At 50.6% G+C, this 15317-nt stretch carries 17 protein-coding genes; 11 read left to right on the forward strand and 6 right to left on the reverse strand.

What is annotated here, in order from left to right; genetic code table 11:
- A partial coding sequence (locus ACPLUI_RS04400) for a hypothetical protein (RefSeq protein WP_424659059.1) occupies nucleotides 1-224 on the forward strand: 224 nt, incomplete at its 5' end.
- Between the two features lie 191 nt (nucleotides 225-415).
- Here ACPLUI_RS04400 and ACPLUI_RS04405 read toward each other — a convergent pair.
- The 5 genes from ACPLUI_RS04405 to ACPLUI_RS04425 form a co-directional block, all read right to left on the reverse strand.
- Entirely contained in the window at nucleotides 416-634 is a 219-nt protein-coding gene (locus tag ACPLUI_RS04405; protein WP_424659060.1) for a hypothetical protein, read from the reverse strand.
- Between the two features lie 17 nt (nucleotides 635-651).
- On the reverse strand, nucleotides 652-1605 hold the full coding sequence (locus tag ACPLUI_RS04410) for an acyl-CoA dehydratase activase (RefSeq protein WP_424659061.1): 954 nt from the start codon (nucleotides 1603-1605) through the stop codon (nucleotides 652-654).
- Nucleotides 1606-1712: 107 nt separating this feature from the next.
- Nucleotides 1713-2801 (reverse strand): CoA protein activase, encoded by a 1089-nt coding sequence (locus tag ACPLUI_RS04415; protein ID WP_424659062.1) that lies wholly within the window; start codon nucleotides 2799-2801, stop codon nucleotides 1713-1715.
- Nucleotides 2801-3778: an acyl-CoA dehydratase activase-related protein gene (locus ACPLUI_RS04420; protein ID WP_424659063.1), complete on the reverse strand. Its 978-nt coding sequence runs from the start codon at nucleotides 3776-3778 to the stop codon at nucleotides 2801-2803. The genes ACPLUI_RS04415 and ACPLUI_RS04420 overlap by 1 nt, the downstream gene beginning before the upstream one ends.
- Before the next feature lie 246 nt (nucleotides 3779-4024).
- Nucleotides 4025-4462: an Hsp20/alpha crystallin family protein gene (locus ACPLUI_RS04425; protein ID WP_424659064.1), complete on the reverse strand. Its 438-nt coding sequence runs from the start codon at nucleotides 4460-4462 to the stop codon at nucleotides 4025-4027.
- Between the two features lie 169 nt (nucleotides 4463-4631).
- Here ACPLUI_RS04425 and ACPLUI_RS04430 point away from each other — a divergent pair, with 169 nt between their 5' ends.
- Both ACPLUI_RS04430 and ACPLUI_RS04435 read left to right on the forward strand, forming a co-directional pair.
- On the forward strand, nucleotides 4632-5231 hold the full coding sequence (locus tag ACPLUI_RS04430; RefSeq protein WP_424659075.1) for a DUF3786 domain-containing protein: 600 nt from the start codon (nucleotides 4632-4634) through the stop codon (nucleotides 5229-5231).
- A gap of 40 nt (nucleotides 5232-5271) precedes the next feature.
- Nucleotides 5272-5820 carry an NUDIX domain-containing protein gene (locus ACPLUI_RS04435; protein WP_424659065.1) on the forward strand — a complete coding sequence of 183 codons (549 nt, stop codon included), beginning with the start codon at nucleotides 5272-5274 and terminating at the stop codon, nucleotides 5818-5820.
- Here ACPLUI_RS04435 and ACPLUI_RS04440 read toward each other — a convergent pair.
- The gene (locus tag ACPLUI_RS04440; protein ID WP_424659066.1) at nucleotides 5817-6437 is read right to left on the reverse strand and encodes a septum site-determining protein MinC; all 621 of its coding nucleotides are present in this window, start codon (nucleotides 6435-6437) and stop codon (nucleotides 5817-5819) included. The genes ACPLUI_RS04435 and ACPLUI_RS04440 overlap by 4 nt on opposite strands.
- Before the next feature lie 154 nt (nucleotides 6438-6591).
- Here ACPLUI_RS04440 and ACPLUI_RS04445 point away from each other — a divergent pair, with 154 nt between their 5' ends.
- From ACPLUI_RS04445 to ACPLUI_RS04480, 8 genes are all read left to right on the forward strand, one after another.
- The gene (locus ACPLUI_RS04445) at nucleotides 6592-6885 is read left to right on the forward strand and encodes an MTH1187 family thiamine-binding protein (RefSeq protein ID WP_424659067.1); all 294 of its coding nucleotides are present in this window, start codon (nucleotides 6592-6594) and stop codon (nucleotides 6883-6885) included.
- Nucleotides 6886-6929: 44 nt separating this feature from the next.
- Nucleotides 6930-7982 carry a galactose-1-phosphate uridylyltransferase gene (galT, locus tag ACPLUI_RS04450; RefSeq protein WP_424659068.1) on the forward strand — a complete coding sequence of 351 codons (1053 nt, stop codon included), beginning with the start codon at nucleotides 6930-6932 and terminating at the stop codon, nucleotides 7980-7982.
- A complete protein-coding gene (gene glgA / locus ACPLUI_RS04455) occupies nucleotides 7975-9468 on the forward strand; it encodes a glycogen synthase GlgA (protein ID WP_424659069.1) in 1494 nt (497 codons plus the stop codon). The genes galT and glgA overlap by 8 nt, the downstream gene beginning before the upstream one ends.
- A gap of 175 nt (nucleotides 9469-9643) precedes the next feature.
- Nucleotides 9644-10684: a sigma-54 interaction domain-containing protein gene (locus ACPLUI_RS04460; protein WP_424659070.1), complete on the forward strand. Its 1041-nt coding sequence runs from the start codon at nucleotides 9644-9646 to the stop codon at nucleotides 10682-10684.
- Nucleotides 10685-11035: 351 nt separating this feature from the next.
- Nucleotides 11036-12175, forward strand: coding sequence for an acyl-CoA dehydrogenase (locus tag ACPLUI_RS04465; RefSeq protein WP_424659071.1), 1140 nt, complete (start codon nucleotides 11036-11038; stop codon nucleotides 12173-12175).
- An 18-nt stretch (nucleotides 12176-12193) separates the two neighbouring features.
- Nucleotides 12194-12463, forward strand: coding sequence for a hypothetical protein (locus ACPLUI_RS04470; protein WP_424659072.1), 270 nt, complete (start codon nucleotides 12194-12196; stop codon nucleotides 12461-12463).
- A 127-nt stretch (nucleotides 12464-12590) separates the two neighbouring features.
- Nucleotides 12591-14564 (forward strand): acetate--CoA ligase, encoded by a 1974-nt coding sequence (gene acs / locus ACPLUI_RS04475; protein WP_424659073.1) that lies wholly within the window; start codon nucleotides 12591-12593, stop codon nucleotides 14562-14564.
- Nucleotides 14565-14979: 415 nt separating this feature from the next.
- Nucleotides 14980-15317: AMP-binding protein (locus tag ACPLUI_RS04480; protein ID WP_424659074.1), on the forward strand; the 338-nt coding region annotated here is incomplete at its 3' end.

A 15317-nucleotide genomic window follows, 5' to 3' on the forward strand; every position in this document is an offset into this window, starting at 1 on the left:
AGCAACAATACCTGAATTGTCTAGCAAATAAAAAACTTTATGCTATTCGATTTTTTATGGAGATTGATCAATTAAGCTTGCGGTTGATATGTATAATCTGTAGACATGGTAAGAAGGATGGCCAAGATACTTCTGGCAGATTTCGCTTTAAGTGTGATTACGCCCGGGGAGCGCAAGCGGGCTTTTGGGTATCTATGGGTATTCAATACTTCAATAAAATGTGAATAGTCTACGTTACTATACAAAAAGTACAAACAGTATACAAAAGGACGGAGGTATTTTAAAAGAGGAGGAAATAGGCCGGCCGAAACCAGTTTCTTAGAATTGGAAATGAGCAGGTTGAATATTATTGGGGGTAACAGGGCGGGCTGGTCTTGTCCCGGTTGAGGTTACGGGAAGAGCCGCTTGGTATGTTTCATTTTCCCCTTTTGCTGGCATCAGGGGGCAGGTGTCGGCCCCAGATCAGATACAGTGCCAGCCCGATGCCAAAGAAAGCGATCGAAAACAAGCCCCAGGCAATGACTTCTCCCAGCGGTTTGCCCCGGCGGTGAGCATCCCAGGCCACCCAGAGACCGTTGCCCACCATCAATCCCAGCAACAACCAGGTAACAATTAGAGCTACTTTTTGCGACAAGGGGTTCTCTCCTCTCTCTAAATTACATCCCAACGGGGGCAGCGGGCCCCCCAGCGGCCGATAACCCGATCCTCTTCATAAATTTCGGCAATTTCACAGGCATTGGGACAACCGTCACACTCGAAGCTTCTGGTCCGGTAAGGGAGTTCCGTAATACCAAAGCCTTTAAAAGCAGTCCGGCCGCTTCTGGCAACCTCTTCGGCAGCCAGCTGGGCCGCACCAATGGCGCCCATGATCTTATGATGTTCCGGTACAAGCACGGGCATGCCCAGTGCCCGTTCAAAGGCGGCTTTAATACCGGTGTTGGCGGCTACTCCTCCCTGGAAGACCACAGGGGGCAAAATCTCCTTACCCTTGCCCACGTTGTTCAGGTAGTTACGCACCAGCGCTTCACACAAACCGTTAATAATATCCGGCAGGGCGTGGCCCATTTGTTGTTTATGGATCATATCCGATTCCGCAAAGACCGTGCATCGGCCGGCAATGCGCACGGAGTTCTTTGATTGCAAAGCCAGTTCGCCAAATTGCTCAATGGGGATATTCAGCCTGGCGGCCTGTTGATCCAGAAAGGAACCCGTACCGGCTGCGCAGACGGTGTTCATGGCAAAGTCAACCACAACACCGTTGCGCAGGATAATGATTTTGGAATCCTGTCCCCCTATTTCCAGTACCGTTTGTACATCGGGCACCAGCATGGAGGCCGCTACAGCATGGGCTGTGATTTCATTCTTAATAACGTCCGCTCCCACCATGACGCCGGCCAGGTAGCGTCCGCTTCCAGTGGTGCCGACACCCGCTATTTCTATACCTGGCTTGAGGTTCTCCCTGGTCACCTTTAAACCGGTTTGAATTGCTTCAATGGGGCGGCCCCGGGTACGCAAGTAAAGGCCGGTGAGGACTTCTCCGGCCTCGCTTAAAATTGCGATGTTGGTGCTTACTGAACCTACGTCTATACCCAGGTAAGCTTTCATATCCTTTCCCTTCCTGTTGCACTGTAAGCTGATAAGCTCTATGATAATCCAGTTGCTGCCTTCCCTAAATAACCCTTTATGGAGGTGCTTATCTCCTGACACGGGTTTTAGGCCGTTCGACGGCTGGCTTTTTTACGCCGCATTAAGTCCACAAAGGCCTCCAGCCTGGTAGTCATGCCCGCCTTACCCGTTTGTTCATCAAGGAAGAATGTGAGTACCGGGATATTATGTTCCTCACTCACCCGGGGCAAGATAGTACGGGCTACAATTTCAGGGATACAGGTGAAGGGGGCGAGCTGAATGACCCCGTCAAAGCCACGTTTGGCATAAAGTACCGTGTTGCCAATGGAGTCCCGGCCGTGTCCTCCCACAAGCTCAGGTAAATAAGGCGTAGCTGCTTCTTTTACCGTTAAGCCTTCGGTAGTTTCTGCCCAGGTGTTATCCCTGGTCCAGCCGGTTAAAAATAAAGATCGTTCCACTTCTACTCCCAGATTCCCAAGGGTTTCTTCAATTTCCAGGTTGCTTGCCGGTTCCAGGAGAACGTATACTTCGCCTACGATACCTACTCGCAGGATATCGCGGTCCGGGTCCTGGGGTACCCTGTGCAGTTCTTCAAGGGCACTTTTTTCAGCCTCTTCTATTTCTAAAAGGCTATAAGCCCTGTCGATCCATTCCAGCACCCGGCGGTAGGTGCGGGTGGTGGCACCCCGGACTGTTTCCCTGGGGCGAATTTTGTGGGTCAACTTTTCAACATTATCCAGCGCCTGGAGTTTACGCCAGGCTCGCCGGATACATTCGTAAATAGCCCGGTAAGACATGCGCCGGGGATTCAATCGCTGTATGTTATGTAAAAAATCCAGGGGATACAGCCGTGGTGGCTCAAAAACAACAATATCTACGGGATAACCCAGGGAATGCAGTATTTTTTTGTGGAGCTGGGCGTAATGGCCTGCACGGCAAGGCCCCACCCCGCCACTTGTTACTATAAGCTCAACACCTTTCGGACAGGTTTCCAGATAAGTGCCAAGGAGTATTTTTACCGGGAAGCAGGCAAATTCCGGTGCGTAGCGTACCCCGAGGTCCAGAGTGTGTTTGCTGGGGCGGGGAGGGAGAATGACTTCATTACCCAGATCTTCCATAAGCATTTTAAAGCTGCGATAGGATTCCGCTACATGGGGGAAAGTGACTCTGGGCACTAAACATACACCTCTTTTCTCCGGCAGACCATATCTACAAAAGCTTCAAGCCGGGTGGTGATACCGGCTTCACCGCTGTGCTCATCGATAGAGAGGCTCATAAAAGGGACAGCCTGGCACTCGTGAGCAGCCATTTCCAGGAACTTGCCCACCACTGAGTCGGGGCCGCAGCCGAAGGCTGTTACGTGTATAATCCCGTCGATCCTTCTATGCCGGAGAAGATAATGAGCAGCACGCAATACAAGGTCTCCCAGGGTCCAGAACGGGCGTTTATCCAGGTTATCGTTTTGCCTGTAGAGTACCCGGGGCGGCAGGTTTTCCATAGTGATTACTTCCACACCCATCTGTTTTAAGCGTCCCAGCAAGTCCACACTGATGTATCTATCATAAATGAGATAAGGGTAACCCAGGACGGCCAAAACCAGCCGGCCTTTTGGCTTTTGGGGTCTGATGGCCTTGTTTAAAATTTCCATGGCCTTGAGAGGTTGCCAGCCTTCCTGCAACAGGGAGAAAAACCGTCTTTCTACAGCCATGGCCTTGCGGTAGGCCAGGGCGATGGTCCCCCTGCTTGCACCCAGGGCGAGTCCTGCCTGCTGGTAGGCTTTTAACAGGGCATTCCATCCTTCCCGTACATCCAGGCGTATATCGATTAGCGGTGGGATTTTTTTAAAAGAATTCCGGATCATATCGGGTAATCCCAGGAATTTAGGGCAATATGTTGTCTCTTTGTTTAAACAAACCACCCGTGGGATAAATAAATAATCCACTTTTCCGATGAGGGACTGCACGTGGCCGAAATATAGTTTAATGGGTACACACGCATCGGCCAGGGCTTCCTTTACTCCCAGATCAAGCATTTCCCTGGTCGTATTTCCGGAAGGGATTACCTGAGCCCCAAGTTCGCTGAAAAAGGTCTTCCAGGTCGGGTAGTAAAGAAAAGATAGCAATGAGGAGGGAATGCCAACCCGGGCGGTCAAATCAACCCTCTCCTTACTCGGCATTTCATTATGTTTCTGCTATGTTTAATATTTCTCTTTGAGTATGGGAAATCCTTTCTCGAATTGGTAAGAAAAAAAAAGCCCTTGGGTCCGGGCATTGGCAGGTTATTTTTCGATGTACGGGTATATAACGGCTATGAATGGGAAACCGGAGCCCCCTTTCAGGCTCCGGCTCTTTTGTTGCCGGGTTTGTGGTTCCCGCGGGGTACTGAGACGGTTCGTTTGTTACTGCACGTCTACCCGGTAGATATTCCCCCTGCCGGGTTCTTTTTTCGGAATGCGTACTTCCAGAATACCGTTCTTATAGCTGGCACGGGCCTGCTCCGGTTTAACTTCAACAGGCAACGGCAGAGTGCGGCTGAAAGTACCGTAATAGCGTTCGCTGTGATAGTAACCTTCCTGCTTTTCCTCGGTACCCCTCTTAAATTCTCCTTTAATGCTCAGGGTGTTTTCGGTAAGAGTTACCTGAAGGTCGTCCTTGGAAGCTATGCCGGGTAGTTCTGCTGTGGCTACAACCTCCTGATCCGTCTGGTAGATATCAACCCGGGGACTGATTCCTTCAGGGCCCCAGAAGGCCGGTACCCCACGGAACCAGGGAATGTTGAAGAGCCGGTTCATCTGGTGGCGAAGTTCGTGAAAAGGTTCCCAGTGTACAAGGTCCATAACCGGACACCTCCCGAAAGAAAAGTATCTCACTTAGATCTTGTACAGAATAGTTTCAGATATGCATTTTGGGGCAGGAAAAGCATGTTTTGACGACGAAGCCTGTTTTACAGGCGACTTTTACCGGAAATTCGGATATTTTTTTCAGGAGGGGATTATCTTGGCCTGGATGAACCTTGAACCCGCCCACCAGCAGGCAAAGGAGGAATTCGCTCTGCGGGAGCCGGAAAGCATGGCTTATAACGCTGCTGTTATTTACCGGCCGGAGAGGGGGGAATTTATTGTTCCATTTCTAGGCTTACATTATCTGGTAAAATATCCCGATGGTGAGGTTACAGATGCGGCTGGCGGGGCAGAAGTACCCAGGGAAATACAGATTACCCTGCTTCATTATCTCGCCAAGGCCAGTCCGGCCCGGGTGGAAGGGCGGTTTATCTCCTTCCAGGAACTGCCCGGCGGATTTATATATGCAGGTCCCTTTCACAACCGTGCAGTACGTCCCCTGGTGGGGATTTTCGGGAGTAAACCGGAACTTCTGGTACAGGCTGCGGAGATGTTAGGTGGGAGGCGGGTAGAAATAGGGGATGTGGCTGTGACTGTCCCGGTTTTACCCAAAATACCTGTAACCTTTGTGCTATGGCTGGGAGATGAAGAGTTTCCTCCCTCGGGGAATGTTCTCTTTGATTCTTCAGCCCCCCGCCACCTCCCTACCGAGGACTACGCTTTACTGCCTGGTCTTGTCCTGGGGAAGATGAAAAAGCTCCTGTAATCTAAAACTCTAAAAAAAATGTCCGGGAAGGAGATAAAAAATGTCCAGGTTGGTCGAAAAGAAGCTGGATTCACGCCTGGTTTACAGGGGGAAAATCTTAAACCTGCGGGTAGATACGGTTCTCTTGCCCGATGGTCGAACCGGGACACGGGAAGTGGTGGAATATGCCGGGGCTGTGGCCATAGTGGCTTTGAGTGAAAAGAAGGAGGTTTTCCTGGTCCGGCAGTACCGCTATCCTGTAGGCAGGGAACTTTTAGAAATACCTGCCGGTAAAATAGAAAGTGGGGAGGAACCTCTGCAATGTGCACGGAGGGAATTGGCGGAGGAAACCGGGCTGAGGGCGGAACGCTGGCAGGAGCTATGCAGCTTTTATTCCACTCCTGGATTTACCAGTGAAAAAATGCATTTATTCCTGGCACGGGACTTAAGTCAGGAGCACCAGCGCCTGGACGAAGACGAATTCGTCCAGGTGGTGAAGGTACCCCTGGACGAAGCCCTGGCTATGGTCTGGCAGGGGGTAATCTGTGATGCCAAGTCTACCGCGGGCCTGCTGGCCACCCATTATCTTCTAAGCCAGGAACAGGTTTAAAAAACAGGGTGAGTTGCTCTGCTGCGGTAGGAGTTGAAAATGATCCTGCCATTTTCCAGTCTGGCAGTCAGTGGAAAGGGAGTGCCTGGCGGGATGCTGGATGGATCTGCAGTTACCCCGGCAATGGATAAACGGATTGGCTGGAAGGTGAGGGCCGTGATAGTAGCTTTTTTGTTACCCCCCGTCCCGGCAAGAATTGTTCCCCGGCAGCTACCCATAATAATGACGCTGCCACCGGCCATTACCTGAGCTCCGGGGTGGACATTCCCCACGACTACCACACTGCCCCGGTGGCATATTTCCTGGCCCGAGCGCAAAGTGCCGTGTAGCAGCCGGGCAGGTTCTCCCGGGGAAGCGGCTTTCTTTCTTTCAAAGGGCCAGGGGATATCAGGTGAGGGGATTAACCCGTGCTGGCGGCAAATATCTTCCAGTTCGGTGCGCTGGTAGCGGGTGATCGTTTGCCCGTATACAGTGAAGCGCGCACCCCGGAAAAACCCCCGGGCAGATTCCATTTTGCGTTTTAAGTGCAATTTGAGATCTTCAAATTCCCGATTGGGATCGAGCAGGATGACCAGGCCCTCCCGGGTACCTTTAATGCTTACTAATTCTCTGGACACTTTCCCCAACCCCTTTTACTTGCTCTAAACCATATTTCGATTTTTACCGTCACTTTCCTGCTCCCCGCGAAAATATTGCCGTTTAATTGTATAAAAAGAAACCCTTTGCGGTAACTTTAGATTAGAGTTTATCGTATAAGGGGTGAAAGGAAACATGGCTATAGTGGAAGTAAGTGTCATGCCCATGGGGACCGATGATCCCAGTGTCAGCAGTTATATCAGCCATTGCTACGAGGTCCTGAAGGGGGAACCCGGTCTCAAGCATCAGGTAACACCCATGTCCACTATTATAGAAGGTGAATTGGACCGGGTGCTGGATGCAGTGAAAAAAATGCACCGGGCTCCCTTTAACGACGGAGTCATGCGAGTGGTGACATCCATTACCATCGATGAACGACTGGATAAAGGGGCATCCATGGAAGATATGGTACGAGCCGTGTTGCAATAGTGTTGCCATAAATATAGATATAATTCGCGAGGGGAGGAAAGGAAGTGCCCGAATGGAGAAAAGATCCAGTGGTGAAACGCTGGGTAATCATTGCTACTGAGAGGGCTAAGCGTCCCACGGACTTCAAGGTACCGCAAGATGAAAGGAAGGGCGGACGCTGTCCACTGTGTCCCGGGCATGAAGGCGATACACCCCCTGAGGTCCTGGCTTTCAGGGAAAGAGATACTTCACCGAATTCGCCGGGCTGGTGGGTAAGGGTGGTTCCGAACAAATTCCCGGCGGTACGCATTGAAGCTCAAATGGGCGTACGCCGTCATGGGGTTTACGATGTTATGGATGGCCTGGGTGCCCATGAGGTGGTGGTGGAAGCTCCGGAACATGAGGCTTCCCTGGAAGCCCTGGATGTACGTCAGCTGGAGGAGGTTATCTGGGCCTGGCAGCAGCGTTCCCTGGATCTCCGGCGGGATACCCGTTTCAAATACATCCAGATCTTCAAAAACTTTGGTCAGACAGCCGGAGCTTCTCTGGAACACACTCACTCCCAGATACTGGCCACGCCCATGGTTCCGGTGGATATAGAGGAGGAAATGCAGGGTTTTAAACATTACGCCTGGTCCACTGGCCGGTGTGTTCTTTGTGATGTAGTCGCCCAGGAGCTTGCCGAACGGCAGAGAGTGGTTGTTGAAACAGAGAAATTTATCAGTTTTGCTCCCTTTGCTTCCAGGTTTCCCTTTGAAACCTGGATTGTTCCCCGGGAACACCAGCATGACTTTGCCGGTATCCGGGAGGAGCAGGTTTCCGACCTGGCCCGGGTACTGCAGAGCACCCTGCTGCGTTTACGCCACAGTGTAGGTGGTCCCCCTTTCAATCTGGTCCTGCACACCGCGCCGGTAAATGAGCCGGATACGATTCAATACCACTGGCATTTGGAAATTCTGCCCCGTCTCACCATAATGGCCGGTTTTGAACTGGGTACGGGTTTTTATATTAACCCTACGCCGCCTGAGCTGGCAGCACAGATTATGCGGGAACAGGAAGTATTCTGTCCGCCTCCGGTCTATGCCGGGGAAAAAGGGGAGGCAGTACAGTATGTTTGATCGGCCACTGAAAATTCTGCTGGTTTCCTCTGAAGTAGTTCCTTTTGCCAAGACGGGGGGTTTGGCCGATGTGGCGGGTTCGCTGCCCAAGGCGCTGGCTACTGTGAATAGTGATACTCCCGGAAATGATGTACGGGTAGCCATGCCTCACTATAAGGGAATTGAAAAAGCGGCCTACCGCATGGATTTTCCGGTATTTTTCAATGGACGTGCTGAAACGGCTATTATCCGGGAAAGCTCCATTGAGGCATATTACCAGGGTGAGCACCGCATTATTCCGGTCTACCTGGTGGATAATCACCACTACTTTTACCGTGATGGTATGTATATGTTTCCCGACGAGGCCGAACGTTTTGCCTTCTTCTGCCGGGCAGTGCTTGAGATGTTGCCGCGTCTCAACTGGCAGCCGGATATTATTCACTGCAACGACTGGCAGACTGGCCCCATTCCATTTTTCCTGAGGGTCCGCTATACTCACGACCCTTTTTACAACCGTATAGCTACGGTATTTACCATTCACAATCTCCAGTATCAGGGCAACTTTCCCAGGGAGACCTTAAGGCTTCTGGGGGTTGGGGATGAATATTTTACTCCTGAGCTGCTTGAATTTTACGGTACAGTAAGTTTCATGAAGATGGGAATTCTCTATACAGATGTGATTAACACGGTCAGTAAAACTTATGCGGCCGAGATCCAGCGTCCCGAGCTGGGAGAGCGGATGGACGGCCTTCTGCGTAAACGCTCCCAGGATCTATATGGAATAGTTAATGGTATTAATTACCACGAGTTCAATCCTAAAACCGATCCTCGTATTCACCGGAACTATGATCAAAACACTATTGAAAATAAAAAAGAAAACAAATACGCCCTGCAAAAAGAACTGAACCTGCCTGTAAGAGATGTTCCGGTGCTGGGGATGATTTCCCGTCTGGTGGATCAAAAGGGGCTCGATCTTATTGCACAAATTGCCGACCGGTTGCTTGCCCATGATATCCAGTTTGTAGTGCTGGGTAGTGGCGACCGGCGATATGAGGATATGTTCAGGGATATTCACAATCGTTACCCTGAAAAAGCTGGTGTGTATATTGGTTTTAACGCCATCCTCGCCCAGCGTATTTATGCCGGCGCCGATATGTTCATGATGCCTTCCCGGTTTGAGCCGTGTGGCCTGGGACAATTGATTGCCATGCGTTACGGAACTATTCCCATTGTTCGTGCTACCGGTGGGCTCGCCGACACGGTTCACGATTATAATCCTGCCACCGGTTCCGGAAATGGTTTCGTATTTTCGGAGTATGAAGGGGAAGCATTGTACCACGCCGTCCAGCGGGCTCTTTCCCTGTATACGGAGCGTCCGGACGAGTGGAAGCAACTGATAAAAAGGGCTATGGAGCTGGACTTTTCCTGGGCACGTTCCGCAGTAGAATATTTACAACTCTATCAGGAAGCTTTGAGCCGCCATCTTGCAAAAGCAAAAACAGCCTGAAAAGCATGTCAGGGCCATTCCGAATACAGGGTGGCCCTGCTTTTTTAAGGTTTTAAAGTTTACACCCCGGGGTGTAGTTGTTACAATATTAAGAGAAGTTGAAAAATTCCCTTTCTTTTAGCCACCAGCTGCTGGACTGGTGTCCATAATTTTCGGGAGGGCGGGTGGTTTTACAGTGAGCGAATGCTCCTCAAAGCTCTCCTCCGGGAGGCAAAAAAAAGAGTATTATACGGTAGATCATATCGTCGGCCTGAGCCCCCAAATGCTTGACCTCAAAGAAACCCTGCTCAAGGTAGCTCCTCGCAATTCCAGCGTGCTCATTACGGGTGAGAGTGGTACCGGGAAGGAACTTTTTGCCCGGGCTTTGCACGCAGCCAGCTTGCGGCGGTCGGGTCCGTTTGTGAAGATAAATTGCGCCGCTATTCCGGATACTCTGGTTGAGGCGGAGCTCTTTGGTTATGAAGAGGGGGCTTTTACCGGCAGCCGTAGGGGTGGTCGGGCCGGGAAACTTGAACTGGCTCACCGGGGTACGGTTTTTTTGGATGAAGTTGCCGAACTATCCTGTACCATGCAAGCCAAGTTGTTGAGGTTCCTGCAGGAACGTGAGATCCAGAAATTGGGCAGCACGAGAACTATCCTGGTAGATGTCCGGGTGATTGCCGCCACGAATGTGAACCTTGAACAACTTGTTAAATATAAAAAATTTCGAGATGATCTTTTTTATCGCCTGAACGTGGTTAATTTGCATATTCCTCCTTTGAGGGAACGCAAGGAAGATATTCCCCTGCTGGTGGATACATTTATCCAGAAGTTCAACCATTCTTTTGGAGCAGGTATAACTGGAGTGGCTCCGGAGGTGATGAATGCCTTTTTACAGTATCCCTGGCCTGGAAATGTACGTGAACTGGAAAATTGTTTGGAGCGCGCCTTCAACCTTGTGGACAAGGAAGAAATTATTCAACCGGAGCATTTACCTGCTCACCTGGGGGCACTGGCAGTAGAACGCCAGCTTTGTGATGAAAAGGGGTTACTTGGTCATGCTGCGGTAGCCTTCAAACAGGGGAGAACCCTGGCTCAAATTATGGAAGATGTGGAAAAAGCAGTAGTTTTGCAGGCCCTGTATGAGAGTAAGGGGAATAAGGCCCGGGCCGCGCAATTGCTTGGCATATCCCGGCCCGGTCTTTATAAAAAGTTGATTAAATATTCATTAATTTAATGTCAATAACAATAAACACCTGCTTATGAAATCTTTTTAGTCTTTCCAGCTCTTTAATTTTCCTCCCGGTTAAGTGCCGGCGCGCCAGACCTTGTTAAAGTTCTGGCAGGTGTTAAGCCTGGTGACGCCCCCCCGGTTTAAAAAAGAAAAACGTTGCTGTTGGGGCTTTAATTTTGTATCCTCACCCCCATTTTCTGGTTATTGGCACTCAAAAACCGGCTGGTTACGGTAAATTTGCTATTGCCTAGATTCCGGGGTGACAAAATCGGGCCAGAAAGGGGTGAGTTTCTTTACCTGCCTGTCACCTTTTCTGGGGGCAACAGGACCAGTACAATCCGGGAGGGGTGAATTATGGATTTTGACCTCACCAGGGATCAGCAGTTGATCCGTGAAGTGGTGCGGGATTTTGCGCAAAAAGAGATACTTCCCAGGGCAAAGGAAATTGACCGCAGCGGACAGTTTCCCATGGATATTATACAAAAGCTTGCCCAAATGGATCTCATGGGGTTGCCCTTTCCCGAGGAATATGGTGGTGCCGGGGCGGATTATGTCAGTTACTGTCTCGCCCTGGAAGAGATAACCCGGGCCTGCGCGTCGACGGGGCTTACTTATGAGGCGCACATTTCTCTGGGTTGTATGCCCATCTATCTATTTGGCACTCCGGAACAGAAAGAAAAATATCTTACTCCCCTGTGCCGGGGGGAGTGTTTGGGAGCCTTCGGGCTCACTGAGCCCAATGCAGGTTCTGATGCCGGCGGTACGCAGACCACAGCCGTGCTTCAGGGAGATGAATGGGTAATCAATGGCTCCAAGTGTTTTATTACCAATGCCAGCTATGCCCGCTTTGTGACCGTTACAGCCGTTACCGACCGGAGCAGGGGGAAAAAGGGTATCAGCGCCTTCATTATACCCACCGATGCTCCTGGCTTAATCATTAGAGCTGGTTATGAAAAAATGGGACTCTCCGGGTCAAATACCACAGAGCTGTTTTTTGACAATGTGCGGGTACCCAGAGAAAATCTATTGGGTCAGTTAAACCATGGCTTTAAACAGTTTTTGCAGGTACTTGATGGCGGGCGCATTGCTATTGCAGCCATGGCTGTGGGTATTGCCCAGGCCTGTTTGGATTCCGCCCTGACCTATGCCCGGCAGAGGGTACAGTTTGGACAGAGTATTTCCAAATTCCAGGCTATCTCCTTCAAGCTGGCCGATATAGCTACCAACATTGAACTCGCCAGGAATATGTACCTGAAAGTTGCCTGGTTACGGGATCAGGGCAGGCCCTGTACCAAGGAAGCATCCATGATCAAGCTTTTTGCTTCTGAGATGGCCACACGGGCTGCTCTCGAGGCCATTCAAATTCATGGTGGGTACGGTTACATGAAGGAATTTCCGGTCGAGCGATACCTGCGGGATGCGAAACTGTTGGAGATTGGGGAGGGTACTTCAGAGATCCAGCGTTTGGTTATTGCCCGGGCGCTGGGGTGTTGAAGGCAGGTAAGTGGAGTGATGATTCGAAATGTTCGGGAACGAACCGTACCACCTGGAGGTCCTTTGACCCGGCGTCAGAAGAGAGCTGCCAGGGACGCCATTATCCGGATGCTCGCGCATGCCTCTGGGAGTGCTTGCGAACTTGCAGAACACCTGGGCCTTGAGGAAGAGTTAACTGAACAAATACTTCAGGAACTCGTACGGATTGGGCAGGTGCGGCGGGACTCCGGTGGGAGGTTTATCCTTCATGATCCGTTAAGCAAGTGGTGGGAAGGTAAAGGGTGTTAGGTCTCGAGTACCCGGCTTCCGGTCGGAGAATCACTTTTTGTGAGCAGGAGGTGAATCTGATTTGGTGGAGGTCCTTCTCCGGCCGGAGGCTTTTCGGGCAAAAGAAACCAGCAGGGGGTATGTTAAAATGGCGGAAGTAAAAGCGGAAGAATTGAAGATGATTAAGGAGAGCAAGCTCTACTATCCCGATCCCGAGAAAGTCAAAAAGTCGGTTTTGGGCAGTGTGGATGCATTTAATGCCCTGCTTCGCAGATCATGGGAAGACCCGGAGGGCTTTTGGGCAGATGTGGCCAGCGAACTATACTGGATCAAACCCTGGGAAAAGGTCATGGAGGGGAAGATGCCTTATTTCAAATTTTTTACCGGGGGTGTAACCAACCCCTGCTACAACCTTATCGACCGTCATCTGGAACAGGGTGCCGATAACAAACTGGCTCTGATCTGGGAAGGGGAAGATTATCAGACTAAATTCTATAGCTACCGGATGTTGTATACTCAGGTCTGTAAATTTGCCAATATTCTGAAGAGTTTTGGCCTGCAAAAAGGAGATCGAGTGGCCATTTTCCTGCCCAATCTGGCTGAAACGGTCATAGCCGTGCTGGCCTGCTACCGCCTGGGGGTGCTTTTCAATACCATTTTTTCCGGGTTTTCCGTGCGTGCCCTGAGGGACCGGCTGATTAATTATGAGCCTCAGGTAATAATCACTGCTGACGGTGGTTATCGTCGCGGCCGGGAAATTCCGTTAAAGTCCAGAGTGGATGAAGCGATCCATGGAATAGAAAGCATTAAGGCCGTAGTGGTGGTGAAACGTACCGGTAGTGAAATTAATATGAAGGAAGGACAGGATTACTGGTGGCATGAATTGATGTCCAGGGCGCACCCGGAATGTCCGCCGGAACCCATGGAAGCCAATGAACCGGGACTTGTATTTTATACCAGCGGCACGACCGGTAAACCAAAGGGCATAGTTCATTCCAGCGTGGCTTTTGTGGTGAACAATTATGTTTACGCTAAATTCCACATGGACCATCATCCCAACGACATGTTCTGGTGTACGGCCGACATAGGCTGGCTGACCATGCATATCTGGGGGATTGCAGGTGCTTTGTCAAACGGGGTGACCACCATCTTTTACGAGGGAGCTCTGGATTACCCAAAACCTGACCGGTTCTACCAGATCATTGACAGGTACCGGGTGAACAAGCTTTTCACTGCACCTACTGCTATCCGTATGCTCATGCGGTATGGGGAGAGCTGGATGGAGCCTTATGATATTTCCTGCCTGGATGTTCTCTCTCTGGTGGGAGAACCGTTTAACCCGGAAGCCTGGCACTGGGCCTACGAGAAGCTCGGCCGGGAGCGCATTTATATCAATAACACCTGGGGTCAGACGGAAACTGCAGGTTGCCCCCTGGCAGGTGCAGCCTGGGTGACCCCGATGAAACCTGGTTCCTGTGGTACCCAGTTTCTCGGTGCTCAACTGGATGTGGTGGACGAGGATGGCAAATCTGTGCCTCCTGAAACGCCAGGTAATCTCATCATCACCCGTCCTATTCCCATGATGGTCCGCACTCTCTGGAGGGAGCCGGAAAGGTATATTAGGGAATACTTCAGGCAGGTGGAAGGTTGCTATTTTACCAATGATGCAGCTATTAAGGATAGAGACGGTCATTTCTGGGTTACCGGACGGATTGATGACGTCTTTAACGTGGCCGGTCACCGCCTTTCCACCATGGAAATGGAGAGTGCCATCATTGAGTGCGAGGGGGTGGCCGAAGCGGCGGTGATTGGTGTTCCGGACCCCATTAAAGGATTGGTTCCCGTAGCTTTTGTAACTCTCCGTCAGGGATATGAACCCGGTCCTGAAAGGGAACGGGCTATTAAGAATAAGGTTATCGAAAATATTGGTAAAATTGCTGCTCCTGCTGCCATTTACTTTACTCCGGTCATGCCCAAAACTCCCAGTGGCAAGATTATGCGCAGGTTGCTCAAGGAAATTGTTGTCGGTGGGGAAATAAAGGGAGATATTACCGGTCTTGAAGATATCGGTGCTGTGGAGAAGGTTAAGGCCATAGTAGCGGCCAAAAAGGCACAGACTTAACCCCTTTGTTCCTGAATACACTCAAAAACATGTCTTTTAAAGTTTACATGCCGACAACTCGTCTCAGGATATGACTCATCAATTCTGGCCGTTACCCATGTAAATTTTATAAGCATGTTTACTGATATTAGTCCCCTTTTGTTGACCAGTCACCTGTTTGGCAAAAGTCAGAATAATGGTTTAATTTTTGCATGGTGGAATATTCACAATCAACGGAAGGGGGTGAAAAAGGGAGCTTAAAAGCGAGTTGCGGCTGGATGGTTCTGAGCAGTTTTAGTGGCACAATTCTTCGCGGGAGTAGGGTCGCGGGATTGGTCCCGGTGCCCTTCCATAGAGGGCCAATTCCGTCCTGCTCCATAAAAAAGGGGAATACCCCGGTACGAGGCCGGCAATCCATTAAAGGGAGGAAGCAAAATTGAGCCAGCACAACATGGTGGATTACGATAAGACCCGTGCGGAGTTTAAATGGGAGAAGCCCGAATATTTTAATTTTGCCCGGGATGTTATTGATAAGTGGGCCCGAGATCCCAATAAGCTGGCGATGCTCTGGGTTGATGATGAAGGCAACGAGGTACGTAAGACCTTTTTTGACTTTTCAAGGGCTTCCAGGCGGGCAGCCAATGTTCTCCGCGAACAGGGGGTGAAATACGGCGATGTGGTGGTGGTCATCCTGCCCCGTTTGATTGAGTGGTGGGAGATCAACCTGGCCTGTCTGCGCCTGGGTGCGGTAATTAGCCCCGGTACCACCCAGCT

The organism is Desulfofundulus sp. (assembly GCF_049701015.1).
In the GTDB taxonomy this organism is placed as follows: domain Bacteria; phylum Bacillota; class Desulfotomaculia; order Desulfotomaculales; family Desulfovirgulaceae; genus Desulfofundulus.

Bases quoted from the DNA above. Each gene is read 5' to 3' on its own strand.
- ACPLUI_RS04410 (WP_424659061.1), bottom strand. From the start codon at position 1,605: ATGAAAGCTTACCTGGGTATAGACGTAGGTTCAGTAAGCACCAACATC.
- ACPLUI_RS04465 (WP_424659071.1), top strand. From the start codon at position 11,036: ATGGATTTTGACCTCACCAGGGATCAGCAGTTGATCCGTGAAGTGGTG.
- ACPLUI_RS04445 (WP_424659067.1), top strand. From the start codon at position 6,592: ATGGCTATAGTGGAAGTAAGTGTCATGCCCATGGGGACCGATGATCCC.
- ACPLUI_RS04430 (WP_424659075.1), top strand. From the start codon at position 4,632: ATGAACCTTGAACCCGCCCACCAGCAGGCAAAGGAGGAATTCGCTCTG.
- ACPLUI_RS04435 (WP_424659065.1), top strand. From the start codon at position 5,272: ATGTCCAGGTTGGTCGAAAAGAAGCTGGATTCACGCCTGGTTTACAGG.
- ACPLUI_RS04425 (WP_424659064.1), bottom strand. From the start codon at position 4,462: ATGGACCTTGTACACTGGGAACCTTTTCACGAACTTCGCCACCAGATG.
- ACPLUI_RS04470 (WP_424659072.1), top strand. From the start codon at position 12,194: ATGATTCGAAATGTTCGGGAACGAACCGTACCACCTGGAGGTCCTTTG.
- acs (WP_424659073.1), top strand. From the start codon at position 12,591: ATGGCGGAAGTAAAAGCGGAAGAATTGAAGATGATTAAGGAGAGCAAG.
- glgA (WP_424659069.1), top strand. From the start codon at position 7,975: ATGTTTGATCGGCCACTGAAAATTCTGCTGGTTTCCTCTGAAGTAGTT.